The sequence below is a fragment of the Nocardioides sp. NPDC006273 genome (assembly GCF_040613495.1).
Lineage (GTDB): Bacteria > Actinomycetota > Actinomycetes > Propionibacteriales > Nocardioidaceae > Nocardioides.
This window is the reverse complement of sequence record NZ_JBEXSD010000005.1, coordinates 1-15,157: the sequence shown is the minus strand read 5'-3', so window position 1 is coordinate 15,157 and position 15,157 is coordinate 1. Positions and strand designations below refer to the sequence as shown.

Here is a 15,157-nt window from a genome sequence, read left to right as displayed (position 1 = left end):
AAATGTCTTGTCTACTTGTGTAGATTTCCGGCATGGGCGTCGAGGAGAACATCCGCCAGCAGCGTGAGCTGTACGGAGAGCCGCTCGGTGAGCTGGTGCGTCGCGCGACCGTTCCGCTGGGCCTCACCCAGGCGACGACCGCCAAGGTCCTCGGGCTGAGCCCGGCGATGCTGTCGCACCTGATGACCGGGCAGCGGGTCAAGATCGCCAACCCGATCGCGCTGGGACGCCTGCACGCGCTCATCGAGCTCGGTGCCGAGGCGGGTGGTCTCACCACCGCCCAGATCAATGAGCGGCTCGACGAGATCCGTGAGCTCTCCGCGGAGCTGACCACCGGCTCTCGGGCTGCGGCCGTCGAGGGTGGCGCGGCGGTGCGCGGCGTACTGCGCGCGGTTGCCTCCGGCCGCGATCTCCAGCAGGCCGTCGACGCCCTGCGCGACGTCGCGCCGGCGCTGGCCGAGGTGCTCCACATCTACGGCTCCGGGACCGACGAGGACATCAGAGCTCACTTCGCCTCGATCCGCCACCTGCTGTGAGGGGAGCTGTCGGTGGTCGCGGCTAGGGTCGGGTGGATGAGTGAGACACCGTTCCTGGCTCCCGACGGCAAGACGCGATGTGCGTGGGCCGGAGGGGCGCCGGAGTTCCTGGCGTACCACGACACCGAGTGGGGCTTCCCGGCTGGCGGCGACGTCCGGCTCTTCGAGAAGATCTGCCTCGAGGGGTTCCAGAGCGGGCTGTCATGGCGCACGATCCTCAACAAGCGGCCCGCGTTCCGCGAGGTCTTCGAGGGGTTCGACTACCACGCGGTGGCCGAGTTCGACGAGGGTGACGTCGAGCGCCTCCTGCAGGACGCCAGGATCATCCGCCACCGAGGCAAGATCGAGGCCACGATCAACAACGCCCGACGTGCGGTCGAGCTCGTCGAGGAGCACGGGTCGCTGGCTGCGTACGTCTGGGGTTTCGAGCCCGAGCCGCTGAAGGTCCCGGAGGTGGTGGCGACCTCGCCCGCCTCGGTCAGGCTCTCCAAGGACCTCAAGAAGCGCGGCTGGAAGTTCGTCGGGCCGACGACGATGTACGCGTTCATGCAGTCGATGGGGATCATCAACGACCACTCGCTCGACTGTGTGATCCGGGAGCGGGTCGCGGCCGAGCGGGCGGCGTTCGACAGGCCCTGACTTCGACGTCGGGCGACAATGTGATTAGGCTGTCCTAACTAAGCATTGCCTAACCCGAGGCGATGTCCTGAGCCTGTCGAAGGGTGTCCCCCCCGTGATCCGTCGATCCGTACTCATCGCCGCGAGCGTCGTGCTCGCTGCCACCGGCCTGGCTGCGTGCAGCACGGGCGCGACCGACTCCGCGGACAGCTCCGCGGAATCCGCATCGAAGGCCGACTCCGGTGCCTTCCCTGTCACCGTCGAGCACGCCTACGGCAGCACCGAGATCACCGAGGAGCCGACCAAGGTCGCCACCATCGGCTGGTCCGACCATGACGTCGCGCTGTCGCTGGGTGTCGTCCCGGTCGCCGCTCAGGCGATCACCTGGGGCGGCAACGACCAGCAGTCGACCGACTGGTTCGACGCCGAGCTGAAAGAGGTCGGCGGCAAGCAGCCGGTCCGTTACAACGCCGACACCAGCATCCCGTTCACCGAGATCAGCAAGGCGACCCCTGACCTGATCCTCGCGACCAACTCGGGCATCTCCGAGCAGGACTACAAAAAGCTCAGCGAGATCGCCCCGACCGTCGCCTTTCCCGGCGACCCGTGGCTGACCTCCTGGCAGGACTCCCTGGAGATGGTCGGCAAGGCCACCGGCCGGGTCACCCTGTCCGAGGAGCTCAAGAAGGAGACCGAGGACGCGATCGCCAAGGCCCAGAAGGACCACCCACAGATCGTCGGTGCCGAATACCTGGTCACGGGTGTCCAGGACAACTCCAAGCTCGGCACCATCGGTCTCTACGGTGCTGGTGACGCCCGCCCGCAGATGCTGACCCAGCTCGGCATGAAGCTCGCTCCGGTCGCCGAAGAGCTCGTCCCGGCCGGTCAGTTCTACGCCGACGTCTCCGCGGAGAAGGCTCCCCAGCTGGAATCGGAGGTGCTGATCAACCTCGGCTACACCGAGGGCAGCTTCGAGGCCCTGCAGCAGGACAAGCTGCTCAGCCAGATCCCGGCGATCAAGAGCGGCCACTACCTCGACATCACCGACCAGCCGCTGTCTCTGACCTTCTCCGCCGCGAGCACCCTGTCGATCCCCTACTTCATCGACGAGCTCGTTCCCTCGATCGCCGAGGCGGTCGACGGCGGAAAGGTCAACGTCACCGCGGAGAAGTGACGACCGCGTTGACCGCCTCCACGCCTCTCGCCCCGGTCGACCCGGCAGCGCCTGCTGCCGCGGTCGCCCGGGGCCGGCGACTTCCCGGGATCGGCCTGATCCTGGGGGCACTGGTCCTCGCAGCGGTCGTCTCGATCCTGCTCGGCGCCGAATGGGTGCCACCCAGCGCACTGTTCGACGACGGCAGCTTCGGACACGCGATCCTGGAGAACCGCATCGCCCGCACGGCGACCGCCTTCGCGGTCGGCGGCGCGCTCGCGCTCGGCGGTGCCTGCCTGCAGGGGTTGACCCGCAACCCGCTGGCCGACCCCGGGCTGCTCGGGCTCAACGCCGGCGCAGCCTTCGCGGTCGTGGTGGCGCTCGTGTACGTCGGGGCCACCGGCCTGAACTCGCTGCTGTGGGCCGCCTTCGTCGGTTCGGCGCTGGCCGCGATCCTCGTGCACGGCATCGCCGCGTTCGGTCGTGACGGCGCCACTCCCGCCAAGCTGGTGCTGGCCGGAGCCGCGCTGACCGCGGCGCTGACCAGCTGGACCAGCGGCATCCTGCTGATCGACCACAAAGGGCTGGAGGTCTTCCGGCAATGGCAGGTCGGCACCATCGGCAGTGACTGGGGCGACCTCGCGATCTGTGCCCCGTTCCTGCTCGTGGGTGCCCTGATGGCCCTGTTGAGCGCCCCGGTCCTGAACGCGCTCGCGCTCGGTGACGACCTCGCCAAGGGTCTCGGCCGCCGCACGGGCCTGGACCGCATGGTCGTCGGTGTCGCGGTGGTCCTGCTCTGCGGCACCGCCACCGCTCTGGTCGGCCCGGTCGCCTTCGTCGGCCTGGTCGTGCCGCACGCCGTACGCGCCCTGGTCGGTCCCAGCTACGCCCTGGTGCTGCCCTTCTCGATCGCCGCCGGCGCCGCGCTGACCGCCATCGCCGACGCGCTCGGCCGGGTGGTGCTGCCCCCGACCGAGGTGCAGGTCGGCATCATGACCGCCGTGGTCGGCGTACCGGCGTTCATCTGGTTCCTGCGACGTGGACGGATGGCGGGCCTGTGATGACGACAGCATCTGCGGAAGCCACGCCGGCCGTGGACGTCGTACGCAAGGCCCGGCGGGCGCCGCGTCGGCACCATGCCTACGTCGTCGGTGTCCTGGCAGCGCTGCTGTTCGGAGCCTTCGTCGCCCGAGTGCTGCTCGGCAACTACATCATCACTGTGCCCGACTTCTTCCGGATCCTCGGCGGGGCCGAGATCCCCGGCGCCACCTTCCTGCTGATGTCGGAGAAGCTCCCGAGGGCGATCCTCGGGGTGCTGGTCGGAGTCGCGTTCGGCACTGCCGGCGCGGTCTTCCAGAGCACCCTGCGCAACCCGCTGGCCAGCCCCGACATCGTCGGAGTCTCGCTCGGCGCCAGCGCGTCGGCGGTCTTCGCGATCGTGGTGCTCGACCTCGAGGGCCTGGCCCTGAGCGTCGCCGCGATCCTGGGCGCGCTCGCGATCGCGGTGGCGGTCCGGCTCGTCGCCGGCTCCGACGGCAGCTACCGGCTCGTCCTCGTCGGCGTCACCGCCGCGGCCGCGATGACCGCGGTCGTCCACTACCTCTTCACCCGTGCCAACGAGTTCGACGCGCTGCTCGTGCTGCGTTGGCTCACCGGGGCGCTCAACGGCGTCACCTGGCCCACCATCTGGATCCTGCTCGGCTTCCTCGTCGTGCTCGTCCCGGCGCTGATCTGGACCGCTCGCTCCGCGCATGTCCTCCAGCTCGGCCCGGACGTGGCCACCGGCCTGGGGGTCAGTCGGCGGCGTACGGACCTGCTGCTCCTGCTCGCGGTCCTGCTCACCGCGCTCGGCGTCGCGGCAGCCGGGCCGGTCGCCTTCGTCGCGTTCGTGTCCGGACCGATCTCGCGGGCGCTCAACGGCGGGCGTACGACCCTTGTCGGCGCTGCGCTGGTCGGCGCCATCGTGATGGTGGCCGGCGACTACATCGCCGACTACGCGGTCCCAGGCGTCTCCTTCCCGGTAGGCGTCGTCACCGGTGCGTTCGGGGCGCCGTTCCTGTTGTGGTTGCTCGCCGCTGGGCGAGCTGGAAGGCGATGACATGAAAGAGGCCCAGATGAGACTCTCCGCGGAGAGCGTGAGCCTCGGCTACGGGGGAGACCCCGTCGTCGACGAGGTCTCGCTGGAGATCCCCGACGGGCTCACCACCGTGATCGTCGGTGCCAACGGCTGCGGGAAGTCCACCCTTCTGCGGGGGATGGCCCGACTGCTGAAGCCGATGTCCGGGCAGGTCGTTCTCGACGGCAAGGCGGTCCACAAGCAGCCCACGAAGGCGGTGGCCAAGACGCTCGGCCTGATGCCGCAGTCGCCGATCGCGCCCGAGGGGATCACCGTCGTCGACCTGGTCGGCCGCGGACGCCAGCCCCACCGCGGCGCGCTGCAGCGCTGGTCTCCCGAGGACGACGCGGCGGTCGCGGAGGCGCTCGAGCTGACCGACACGCTCGATCTCGCCGACCGGATCGTCGACGAGCTCTCCGGTGGCCAGCGGCAGCGGGTCTGGGTGGCGATGGCGCTGGCCCAGCAGACCGATCTGCTGCTCCTCGACGAACCGACAACGTTCCTCGACGTCGCCCACCAGATCGATCTCCTCGACCTGCTCCACGGTCTGCGGGAGACCCGGGGCACCACCGTCGTGATGGTGCTCCACGACCTCAATCTGGCCGCCCGGTACGCCGACCACCTGATCGCGATGCGCGGCGGCAAGATCGCCGCGACGGGCCGTCCCGGCGACGTGGTGACCGCAGACCGAGTCGAGGAGGTCTTCGGGCTCGAGGCGCAGGTCATCCGCGACCCCGTCTCCGGCACCCCGCTCGTCGTACCCATCGGCCGCCACCACCGACCGTCCGCTCACCCCCACGCACAAGGAGCCTGACATGCCCATCCTCGCCCGCGTCGCGGTGCGCTCCGTGGAACGCCTCTCACCGTCGTTCGCCCGGATCGAGCTGGTCGGCGACGACCTGGCCGACTTCGGCACCGACGGTCCCACCCTCGACCAGCGCATCAAGCTCCTCTTCCCAGCCGCCTCGGGCGTCCTGCCCGAGCTCTTCGCCGACGACTGGTACACCGAGTGGCTCGCTCTTCCCGACGAGGAGCGCCCGCGGATGCGCACCTACACGATCCGCTCGATCGCGGGAGAGGCCAGCTCGGGGGAGCACAGTGAGAAGCGTCTGTACGTCGACTTCGTGCTGCATCCCGGCGCGCACGGTCCCGGCTCCGACTGGGCCGTGGCGGCAGGTCCCGGGGACGAGATCATGGTCGTCGGCCCGAAGCTCGGTGAGGAGTACGGCGGCATCGAGTGGCTTCCCGGCGATGCCACCCGGCTGCTCCTCGTCGGCGACGAGACGGCCGTGCCGGCGCTCGTCTCGATCATCGAGTCGCTGCCCGCGGATGCCACCGGATCGGCGTTCCTGGAGGTGCCGGTCGCCGGCGACGTACAGGACGTGTCTGCTCCTGAGGGGCTGAAGGTCAGCTGGCTGCCGCGCGACGGAGCACCGGTGGGTGGTCCTGCCCTGGCCGCCGTCGGCGGGCTGCTCGGCTTCGACGCCACGCCCGAGGACGTGACCTCGGTCGAGGTCGAGGACCCGGACCTTTGGGAGACCCCGATCTACTCGTCCTCCGGCGAGGAGGTCGCGGCGCTCGAGAACGGCCCGGTGAAGGCCGCCGACGACGGCGAGGACGGGCGCTACGCCTGGATCGCAGGGGAGTCGCGGATGGTCACCGCACTGCGCCGTCACCTGGTCAACGAGCTCGAGATGCCGCGCAAGCAGGTCGCTTTCATGGGCTACTGGCGAGAAGGCGTGTCGATGAAGGGTTGACCCAGCGCGGTTCTCGGGCAGGCGCGGGGTTAAGTTTGATGCGCCCAATCAAATAGAAGGGTCTTGGGAATGCACACAGGCATCCTGGCCGCGGACACCCTGATCCAGGCCAACGCGGTCGACTATCTCCTGATCGCGATCTACTTCGCCTTCGTCCTCGGAATCGGCTTCCTGGCCAGCCGCGGCATGTCGAGCTCGGTGGACTTCTTCCTGTCCGGCCGATCGCTGCCCGCGTGGGTCACCGGCCTCGCCTTCATCTCAGCGAACCTCGGCGCGGTCGAGATCATGGGTATGTCGGCGACGGGCGCACAGCTCGGACTGCCCACCGTCCACTACTTCTGGATCGGCGCCGTTCCGGCGATGCTCTTCCTGGGCGTCGTGATGATGCCCTTCTACTACGGCTCGAAGGTGCGCTCGGTCCCCGAGTTCATGAAGCGCCGTTTCGGCACCGGGGCCCACCTGGTCAACGCGATCTCGTTCGCGGTGGCGCAGCTGCTGATCGCGGGTATCAACCTCTACCTGCTCGGCTCCATCGTGCACGCGCTGCTCGGCTGGCCGCTGTGGGTCGCGCTGATCGTGGCCGCCCTGATCGTGCTGTCCTACATCACCCTCGGTGGTCTGAAGGCGGCGATCTACAACGAGGTGCTGCAGTTCTTCGTGATCGTGGCCGCGCTGTTGCCGCTGACCATCCTCGGCCTCTACAACGTCGGAGGCTGGGACGGTCTCGCCTCGAAGATCGAGGGGGCCGCGGCTGCCAACCCCGACACCGTCGCGCCGGCCGCCGGCCAGCTCACCTCCTGGCCCGGCACCGCGCTGACCGGCTTCTCCTCCGACATCCTCTCGGTGGTCGGCATCGTGTTCGGTCTCGGGTTCGTGCTCTCGTTCGGCTACTGGACGACCAACTTCGTCGAGGTGCAGCGGGCGATGGCCGCCGACTCGATCAGTGCCGCGCGCAAGACGCCGATCATCGGCGCCTTCCCGAAGATGTTCGTCCCGTTCATCACGATTCTGCCCGGCATGATCGCGGCGGTCCTGGTGACGGAGCTGGCCGATTTCAAGGCATCCGGAGGGGAGGCACAGATCGCGGGAGGTGCGGGCGGCAACGTGACCTACAACGACTCGCTGCTCCTCCTGATGAGGGATCTGCTGCCCAACGGTCTCCTCGGCCTGGCGCTCGCCGGTCTGCTGGCGGCGTTCATGGCCGGGATGGCGGCGAATGTGTCTGCCTTCAACACGGTGGTGTCCTTCGACCTCATCCAGGAATACATCATCAAGGACCGGCCGGACGAGTTCTACGTCAGGCTGGGCCGCTGGGCCACCGTCTCGGCGACCGCCATCGCGATCTTCACCGCAGCGCTCGCGTCCAACTTCTCCAACATCATGGACTACCTGCAGACCCTGTTCGGGTTCTTCAACGCGCCGCTGTTCGCGACGTTCATCCTGGGTATGTTCTGGAAGCGGATGACCGCCACCGCCGGTTGGACCGGTCTGGTCTCCGGCACCTTGGCCGCGGTGCTCGTCGGCGTTCTCTCCGATGGCACGCTCGGCGGGCTGTCCGTGGGTGTCCTGCCGCTCTCCGGCCAGGGGGCGTCGTTCGTGGCTGCCGGTGCGGCCTTCGTCGTCGACATCATCGTCAGCGTGATCGTCTCGCTGGTGACCAAGCCGAAGCCGGAGGGCTCCTTGAAGGGTCTGGTCTACTCCGAGACCCCCAAGGAGGATCTGGTCGACGCCGAGGACGCCGGCCGCCCGTGGTACGCGCGGCCGGTGCCCCTGGCAGGCGTCGCGCTGGTCATGGTCATCATCTTGAACGTGATCTTCTAAGGAGGCTGAGATGTCCACCGAATCCAACCCGGCTGACTCCAACCGGACTGACTCCAACAAGGGGCTTCTCGGCACGCTGCTGGCGCTCTTCGACATCCGCAACGTGATCGGGGCCCTGCTCTCGATCTACGGCATCATCCTGCTGCTGATGGGCCTCTTCGGTGACCCGGAGGTCGAGAAGACCGGCGGGCCCAACGCCAACCTCTGGGCGGGCATCGTCCTGCTCGTCATCGGGGCGATCTTCATCGCCTGGGGTGTGCTCAAGCCGGTCGTGCCGGACGCGCCTCACCCCGGCGACAAGGAGTAGGTCGGACGGTTCACAGACCGACAAGAGTGACGTCACCGCTGACCGTGGTGGTGCGGAGCTCGACGTAGGGCTCACCCGCGGCCGGTGCGCCAGCGCTCTCGACAGTGCTGGTGCACCGGCCGGTCACGGTGTTGACGTCGGTCCACACCGGGGTGCCGTTCGGGATCCCGATGCGTACGTCGGAGGAGGCCCCCTTCACCGAGATCCGACCCGCGCTGATCGAATGGATCGCGAAGTCACCGGCGCCGGTCGAGTGGCTCACGTCGCCCTCGACCTCGTCGATCTCCACGGTTCCGGATCCGGTCTTGGTGTTCAGGTCGTGTGCCGTACCGATCCGGATGTCACCTGACCCGGACTTGATCGAGGCGCGGCCGCCGAGGGCGTCGGCCTCGATGTCTCCGGAGCCGGACTCGACCTGGAACTCCTCGGCGACCTGGTCGATCCGTACGTCGCCGGAGCCGGTCTGGATCCACGCGGCCCGGAGGACGCCCCGGGTGGCGATGTCGGCGGTTCCGGTGCGAGCTCGCAGCTGGCTGCGGGACGGCGCCGTGATGGTGATGTCGTAGCGCCGCGTACGGCTGAACGGCCCCTTGTGCGGGTCGATGACGTTGATCGTGTCGCCGCTCTGCTCGACGACCAGACTCTCGGCGTCATCGCCGTCGACCTCGACGGTCGTCTCGTCGGTGTCGGTCGTCTGGACCTCGAGGTTGCCCTTGCCGAACTCGACGAAGAGCTTGGCGGGGGCGGTGGACATGAAGGTGTACGTGCTCATGGTGCTGCTCCTCAGGGTGTGCTGATCTACCGGACCGGCCGGGCGGCCGTCCGTTGGTGCGTCTCGATTCAGGTCAGAGCCAGCCGGTCATCCGGCGGTCGGACCTGCCGCGAAAGCTCTCGCGGAAGGGATCGAAGCTGTTCATCGCCTCGTTGACGATGTGGGGGATCGCGGAGAGGTCGACATCGACGCCGACCGAGTTCTCCCGCGTCGCTGCGCGCACCGCGCCGACGAGCCAGGTGTTGAGCGACTGGCCGGCTTCGGCCGCGGCCTCCTCGGCCTTCGCCTTGAGCGACTCCGGGATGCGAAGGGTCACTCGGGAGAGGGTGTCGTCGGTCTCGGGCTCCGGCGGGGCCGGCGGAGTCGGGGGTGCGGGGGGAGCGGGCGGTGCCGGCGGGGTGGGGGCGACCGGCTCGGCGAGCTCCGGAAGCGTGACGCCGAACTCCAGGTCGCGTCCTCGCAGGCGTACGTCCACGTTGCCCGTCGGCAGCTCCGCGGTGATCTCAGCCGCTGCCTGGCTCACCGCCTCCATCACGGCGAGCCGCGCGGCCGGGTCGAGTGCGTAGGTGAGCCGCTCCGCGGTCTCCCGTGCCTCCGGCCCGGAGGCCTCGGCCGCGGCCAGCAGGTCTCGTCGCAGGCTGTCGATATACGGCGTGATGTCCATACGCACCACTATGACATCACTATGACGTCATTTCAATCCCAATGTGGCGTCATCTGATGTCAAGCCTTCGCCGAGACGTCACTCAGGTCGGCCGAGATGGCGCGATGTTGCCATCTCGGCCGACGCGAGCGACGTCTCGGCTAAATGACGATGACACCTTGTGAATCACTCACAAGGTGTCATCGTCTGGTGCAGCCGACTGGCTGCGGTGGGATCAGAGGTCGAAGAGCGACCCTGTCTCGTGGATGTCGACGTCGGTACGCGGCGTGTGCGCCTCACCGCTCACCGACGATGCCGGCTTCGGCGCGGCCTCTGCCTCAGGCTCTGCCTTCGGGGCGGGCTCCGGCTCGGCCGGAGTCTCCGTCTCGACTGCCGCCTCCTCGACAGGTGCAGCCTCGACGGGTCCCGCCTCGGCCACGGTCTCCGCAGGAGCCTCGGCCACGGGAGCGGCCTCGGCAGCAGCGGGTGCGGCCGGAGCCGCGGCGGTGACCGAGCCTTCCGGCGCCTCGATGTCGAAGAGCGAGCCGAGACTGTCGAAGTCGACGTCGGACTTCGGCTCCGATGTCACGCCCGAGCCTGCCTCAGCCGGAGCCGGAGCCTCGGCCGGAGCAGCCGGAGCAGCCGGAGCAGCCGGAGCAGAGGCCTCGGGGGCCTTCGCCGGAGCCTGCTCGGGCTCGGCGGCCGGGATGTCGAAGAGCGAGCCACCCGCGCTGAGGTCGACGCTCGGCTCCTCGGCGGCCGGCGGCGCAGCCGGGGCTGCGGCAGGTGCCTCGGGCTCGGCTGCGGGTGCAGCCTTCGCCTCGGGCGCGGCAGCGGGCTCTGCCTGCTGAGCCGGTACGTCGAAGAGCGATCCGCCAGCCCCGAGGTCGGCAGCAGGCTCTTCAGCGGGCGCGTCTGTGGGCTTGTCGGCCGCCTTGTCGGCCGGCACGTCGAACAGCGAGCCGCTCGAGGCCGGGGTCTCCTCGGTCGTCTCTAAGGGCGTGTCGAAGAGCGATCCGCCGTCATCGAAGAGCGAGCCGCCGGAGGCAGGCTTCTCCGGCTCAGCGGCCGGAGCGGGAGTGTCGAAGAGCGACCCGCCACCCGACGTACCTCTTGCGTCCGGCTCGGCCGGGGCAGGGGTGTCGAAGAGCGAGGACGCGTCGGCCGGAGCCTTCGTGGTCTCGGTCGTCTCCGTGGTCTCGGCGGGCGAGTCGAAGAGCGACGAGCCCGCGGCAGCAGCACCGGCGGCCGGAGCCGCTTCCTCGACGGCCGGAGCAGCCTTGGCGGCAGCACCGACCTTCGCACCCTCGCCTGGGGCCAGCTTGGTGGCCTGCTCGCCCTTCACGGACGCGAGCAGCATCTGCGCGACGTCGAGCACCTCGACCTCCTCGCGCGCGGCCCCGTTGGCCTGGGCCTTGGTCAGACCGTCGGAGAGCATGACGCGGCAGAACGGGCAGCCGACGGCGATCTGGTCGGCGCCGGTGGCGACGGCCTCGTCGGTGCGGTTCTCGTTGATCCGCGAGCCGATCTTCTCCTCCATCCACATCCGGGCACCACCGGCGCCACAGCAGAAGGAGCGCTCGGAGTTTCGCGGCATCTCCTTGACCTCGGCACCCGGCATGATCTGCAGCAGCTCGCGCGGCGGCTCGTAGACGCCGTTGTGGCGGCCGATGAAGCACGGGTCGTGGTAGGTGATCGAGCGCTTGTGGGCGCCGGCGCCGTCCGCGATCGGAGTCAGCTTGCCCTCGCGTACGAGCCGGTTGAGCAGCTGGGTGTGGTGGACGACCTCGAGCTCGATGCCGAACTCCTTGTACTCGTTCTTCAACGTGTTGAAGCAGTGAGCACAGGTGGTGACGGCCTTCTTGACCTTGAACTCCTTGAACGTCTCGACGTTCTGCTGAGCCAGGCCCTGGAAGACGAACTCGTTGCCGGCACGACGGGCGGAGTCGCCGGTGCAGGTCTCGCCGTTGCCGAGCACACCGAAGGAGACGCCGGCCATGTCGAGCAGCTCGGCCACGGCGCGGGTGGTCTTCTTGGCCCGGTCCTCGTAGGCGCCGGCACAGCCGACCCAGAACAGCCAGTCGACCTCCTCCAGCGACTCGATGTCCTTGCCGACCTCCTTGACGTCGAAGGGCAGGTCCTTGGCCCAGTCCATGCGCGCGTTGGCGTTCATGTTCCAGGGGTTGCCCTTGCCCTCGAGGCCCTTGAAGAGACCGTTGAGCTCGGTGGGGAAGTTCGACTCGACGAGCACCTGGTAGCGGCGCATGTCCATGATGTGGTCGACGTGCTCGATGTCGACAGGGCACTGCTGGACGCAGGCGCCACAGGAGGTGCAGGACCAGAGGACGTCCTCGTCGATGACGAAGCCCCCGTCCTCCGGGTTGTAGAACCAGTCGAGGACCTCGGTGTTGCTGCCTGCACCCTCCGGGGCGCCATCGGCCTTGCCGATGAGCGGCAGCTCCTTCAAGTCAGAGTCGCCGGCGGCGGCGTAGGCGTGCTCGCGCAGGCCCATCATCAGCAGCTTGGGGGAGAGGGGCTTCTCGGTGTTCCAGGCGGGGCACTGCGACTGGCAGCGGCCGCACTCGGTGCACGTGGTGAAGTCGAGGATGCCCTTCCAGGAGAAGTCCTGGATCGAGCCGACGCCGAGGATCGCGTCCTCGGGGATGCGGTCCTCCTCGACGTCCTCGAGGGTGACCGGCTTGCCGTCGATGAGCATCGGCTTGATCGCGCCGAGCGCGGTGCCGAGCGGTCGGGCGCCCTCGGTGTCGGAGGTACGCGAACCCGGCTCGCGCTTGAACCAGATGTTGAACCAGGCGGTGAAGCGGTGCCAGGCGACACCCATCGTCAGGTGGGTGGAGACGACGGCCAGCCAGATCAGCGCGGTGATGATCTTGAAGGCCGCGATCGCGTAGATGATGTTCTCGAGCGTGTGGATCGCATCGGGCCCGGTGGGGTAGAGCGCCCCGAAGAACTGCGAGATCGGGAAGTGGAACGCGGTGGCGTGCTCGGCGACCTCGCCGCCGTGGGCCTTGGCGAGGTTGTACTCCGCACCGCGGATGAACAGGATCGCCGCGCTCTCCAGCAGCACCATCGCCTCGACGAAGAAGGCCTGCCACTGCGTGGAGCCGTAGAACCGCGTGCCGCGGCCCATCTTCGAGGGCAGGTGGGTCACCCGGTAGATGATCAGCGGGATGATGCCCAGGGCGCCGAGCAGGCCGAGGAGCTCGGCGAGCCACTCGTAGGCGAACAGCTGTCCGATGACCGGGAGCGTCCACTCCGGGTCGAAGAGCTGGAAGTACGCAGCCCCCACTGCCGTCGAGAGCAGCAGGAACGCGGCGAAGGCGAACCAGTGGAGCACACCGACCCAGGTCCACTGCAGCATGCGCGTGTGGAGGACGGTCTCTTTCAACATCGTCAGGGTGCGGGCCAGCGGCTGGTCGACGCGGCTGATCGGCGTACCGACCTTGATTACCGCGAGCATCGACCGGACCGCCTTGGTCACCAGGTAGGCGGTGGCCACCGTTGCCGCAAGACACACGACGATGGCGATGATCTGCAACATGCCTAGGCGCTCCTCATCAGGGGGCAGGACTGCCGGAATGCAACCGAGCCTAATGCTTGTGAGTCGGTTCGGTTGCTAAGGGTGGGTTGATACTACCCGTGAGTAACTTCATAGTGAAGAAACGGCCCGCGACCTGGGCAGGTCGCGGGCCGTTTCTTAGGACAGCCTTAGTGTTTCAAAGCTTCACTTGTTCGCGTTGACCTTGAACTTGGCGTGACCAATGTTGACCACGGTCTTGGTGCCCTTGGAACCGTCGAGGAGGGTCAGTCGCAGGGCGACGACCTCGACCAGGTTCTTGCTGCGCTCAACGACGACCTTGGTCTCGATCTTCGCCAGGCCGGGGATGTCGACGCGAGAGAGCGCCGACTCCAGCTGGGCGAGGGAGACCTTCTGCTTGCCGATGTAGATGTCACCGAACTTGGTGCCCGAGATGGAGGTCGTCGAGCCCTTGCCCTTGACGTACTTCGCGTTCGCCTGGGCACGGATGGCCTCGATGCGGATGGCGCCGTCGCCGATGTTGACGTTGGCGACCTCGCCGAAGGTGTAGCCCCCGGCGGTGGTCTTGGTCTGGTTCGAGCGCTGACCGCTCGTGAGACCCTTGACGTCCACGATGTTGCCAACCTCGCCCAGCGGGACATGCCCGATGGACTTGGTCTTCAGCTTGCCCTTGGTGCCGGCGCAGCCGGCGTTGGTCAGCGGGTTCTTGCCGACCTTGACGACACCGCCGAGAGCGGTGGCGTCGACCGAGTTGGAGAAGCCGTTGAAGACCGCGGAGAAGGCCTGGCCATTGATCTCCGCGCGGGAGCGACCGACGATGACCTCGGAGTCGGTGCCGTGGAGCTTGATCCAGATGCCGTTGGCGTAGGCGTGCGCGCCGTCGGCGTTGGCGCGCTCGACGGTGTTGCCGATGCCGATGGTGGCGATGCCCGGGATGACCAGCGGCTTGTCGCGACCGGGGACCGGAAGGTCGATCTTCCGGCCGGGACCGGCCGGGTCGAGGATGACGTGGGCGATCTTGGCCTTCGAGTCGGACTTGTAGCCCTTGCCGTCCCACCAAGCCTGGGAGACCGAGCTGAGACCCTCGACGGTGACCTTGCCGAGCGGGCTCTTGTCGAGAACGACGTCGGCGATCTTGTGCTCCGAGATGGACTTCACCATCGAGCCGGACTTGACTGTGCGCTGCTTGGTGGTGGTGGCACCGATCGTGCCGAGGCCGGGCACCTTGGCGCCGGCGGTGTTGTTGCTGACGTTGTGACCAGCCTTACGGGTGCAACCGATGGTCTGGTAGCCGAGATCTCCCGAGTTCGCCGGGATGCTTCCACCGGTCACACGGGTGCCGAAACCGCTGGCGAACAGCCCGAAGTCGGTGTTCGTCAGAGCGGCCTGAGAGGGCGCTGGCACAGCCAGGACTGCGCCGACGACGGCGACAGAGGCTGCGGACAGCGCGAGCGTACGCATGCTTCGCATTGTTGGTTGGACTCCGATTCTGCGGTGGGGATCCCCCAAGATCCCCGCTACGGGGCCGTGCCACCTGCCAGATCCGGGGGAACCTGGCGCACTCCCGAGTTATGGGGTGGCACACCGCTCAAACGAGAGAAAACCATGGAAGTTATCGGGACGGAGGTCCTTTTTCCGAATGACCCGTCCTGACTATCCCCAAGCCACCCAGGCGAACGTAAACAGGCCGTGACCTCGGCTGAGGTCACGGCCCGTTTCAGGGATCCCGGGATTACGGGGTCAGATCGATCTTGATTCCGGTGAGTGCGTCGACCACGCCGGTCACCAGCAGCATCGGAGGCCGCCAGGAGACGAGCCACGTGTGCGTGCTGACGGTTTCGCGGATCGGCGACATCGAGGTTCCGGAGACCCACG

At 68.1% G+C, this 15,157-nt stretch carries 13 protein-coding genes; 9 read left to right on the top strand and 4 right to left on the bottom strand.

Translation table 11 applies throughout. The features are described 5' to 3' along the window. Nucleotides 1–32 precede the first annotated feature (32 nt). The 9 genes from ABZZ22_RS03615 to ABZZ22_RS03575 all read left to right on the top strand — a co-directional run bounded on the left by ABZZ22_RS03615 (nt 33) and on the right by ABZZ22_RS03575 (nt 8,308). Entirely contained in the window at nt 33–536 is a 504-nt protein-coding gene (locus ABZZ22_RS03615; protein ID WP_354926895.1) for a DNA-binding protein, read from the top strand. 36 nt (nt 537–572) lie between these two features. Then, nucleotides 573–1,175, top strand: coding sequence for a DNA-3-methyladenine glycosylase I (locus tag ABZZ22_RS03610; RefSeq protein ID WP_354926893.1), 603 nt, complete (start codon nt 573–575; stop codon nt 1,173–1,175). A 94-nt stretch (nt 1,176–1,269) separates the two neighbouring features. After that, nucleotides 1,270–2,328, top strand: a complete 1,059-nt coding sequence (locus ABZZ22_RS03605; RefSeq protein WP_354926891.1) for an iron-siderophore ABC transporter substrate-binding protein — start codon at nt 1,270–1,272, stop codon at nt 2,326–2,328. Further along, on the top strand, nt 2,325–3,368 hold the full coding sequence (locus tag ABZZ22_RS03600; protein WP_354926889.1) for an iron ABC transporter permease: 1,044 nt from the start codon (nt 2,325–2,327) through the stop codon (nt 3,366–3,368). The genes ABZZ22_RS03605 and ABZZ22_RS03600 overlap by 4 nt, the downstream gene beginning before the upstream one ends. Next, nucleotides 3,368–4,405: an iron chelate uptake ABC transporter family permease subunit gene (locus tag ABZZ22_RS03595; RefSeq protein WP_354926887.1), complete on the top strand. Its 1,038-nt coding sequence runs from the start codon at nt 3,368–3,370 to the stop codon at nt 4,403–4,405. The genes ABZZ22_RS03600 and ABZZ22_RS03595 overlap by 1 nt, the downstream gene beginning before the upstream one ends. 1 nt (nt 4,406) lies before the next feature. Beyond that, nucleotides 4,407–5,237 carry an ABC transporter ATP-binding protein gene (locus ABZZ22_RS03590; RefSeq protein WP_354926885.1) on the top strand — a complete coding sequence of 277 codons (831 nt, stop codon included), beginning with the start codon at nt 4,407–4,409 and terminating at the stop codon, nt 5,235–5,237. A gap of 1 nt (nt 5,238) precedes the next feature. Next, a complete protein-coding gene (locus tag ABZZ22_RS03585) occupies nt 5,239–6,180 on the top strand; it encodes a siderophore-interacting protein (protein WP_354926883.1) in 942 nt (313 codons plus the stop codon). Nucleotides 6,181–6,264: 84 nt separating this feature from the next. Continuing rightward, a complete protein-coding gene (locus ABZZ22_RS03580; protein ID WP_354927105.1) occupies nt 6,265–8,001 on the top strand; it encodes a sodium:solute symporter family protein in 1,737 nt (578 codons plus the stop codon). Between the two features lie 10 nt (nt 8,002–8,011). Then, on the top strand, nt 8,012–8,308 hold the full coding sequence (locus ABZZ22_RS03575; protein WP_354926881.1) for a hypothetical protein: 297 nt from the start codon (nt 8,012–8,014) through the stop codon (nt 8,306–8,308). A 10-nt stretch (nt 8,309–8,318) separates the two neighbouring features. On the opposite strand, the gene ABZZ22_RS03570 is transcribed toward ABZZ22_RS03575, so the two are convergent. From ABZZ22_RS03570 to ABZZ22_RS03555, 4 genes are all read right to left on the bottom strand, one after another. Continuing rightward, nucleotides 8,319–9,080 carry a DUF4097 family beta strand repeat-containing protein gene (locus ABZZ22_RS03570; RefSeq protein WP_354926879.1) on the bottom strand — a complete coding sequence of 254 codons (762 nt, stop codon included), beginning with the start codon at nt 9,078–9,080 and terminating at the stop codon, nt 8,319–8,321. A gap of 73 nt (nt 9,081–9,153) precedes the next feature. Further along, nucleotides 9,154–9,744 (bottom strand): toxin-antitoxin system HicB family antitoxin, encoded by a 591-nt coding sequence (locus ABZZ22_RS03565; protein WP_354926877.1) that lies wholly within the window; start codon nt 9,742–9,744, stop codon nt 9,154–9,156. A 214-nt stretch (nt 9,745–9,958) separates the two neighbouring features. Continuing rightward, nucleotides 9,959–13,285: a heterodisulfide reductase-related iron-sulfur binding cluster gene (locus ABZZ22_RS03560; RefSeq protein WP_354926875.1), complete on the bottom strand. Its 3,327-nt coding sequence runs from the start codon at nt 13,283–13,285 to the stop codon at nt 9,959–9,961. Nucleotides 13,286–13,468: 183 nt separating this feature from the next. After that, on the bottom strand, nt 13,469–14,743 hold the full coding sequence (locus ABZZ22_RS03555; RefSeq protein WP_354926873.1) for a choice-of-anchor P family protein: 1,275 nt from the start codon (nt 14,741–14,743) through the stop codon (nt 13,469–13,471). Nucleotides 14,744–15,157: the final 414 nt, after the last annotated feature.

Coding starts and splice junctions, on each gene's coding strand:
- ABZZ22_RS03615 (WP_354926895.1), top strand. CDS start 33: ATGGGCGTCGAGGAGAACATCCGCCAGCAGCGTGAGCTGTACGGAGAG.
- ABZZ22_RS03610 (WP_354926893.1), top strand. CDS start 573: ATGAGTGAGACACCGTTCCTGGCTCCCGACGGCAAGACGCGATGTGCG.
- ABZZ22_RS03595 (WP_354926887.1), top strand. CDS start 3,368: ATGACGACAGCATCTGCGGAAGCCACGCCGGCCGTGGACGTCGTACGC.
- ABZZ22_RS03590 (WP_354926885.1), top strand. CDS start 4,407: ATGAAAGAGGCCCAGATGAGACTCTCCGCGGAGAGCGTGAGCCTCGGC.
- ABZZ22_RS03585 (WP_354926883.1), top strand. CDS start 5,239: ATGCCCATCCTCGCCCGCGTCGCGGTGCGCTCCGTGGAACGCCTCTCA.
- ABZZ22_RS03575 (WP_354926881.1), top strand. CDS start 8,012: ATGTCCACCGAATCCAACCCGGCTGACTCCAACCGGACTGACTCCAAC.
- ABZZ22_RS03570 (WP_354926879.1), bottom strand. CDS start 9,080: ATGAGCACGTACACCTTCATGTCCACCGCCCCCGCCAAGCTCTTCGTC.
- ABZZ22_RS03565 (WP_354926877.1), bottom strand. CDS start 9,744: ATGGACATCACGCCGTATATCGACAGCCTGCGACGAGACCTGCTGGCC.
- ABZZ22_RS03560 (WP_354926875.1), bottom strand. CDS start 13,285: ATGTTGCAGATCATCGCCATCGTCGTGTGTCTTGCGGCAACGGTGGCC.
- ABZZ22_RS03555 (WP_354926873.1), bottom strand. CDS start 14,743: ATGCGTACGCTCGCGCTGTCCGCAGCCTCTGTCGCCGTCGTCGGCGCA.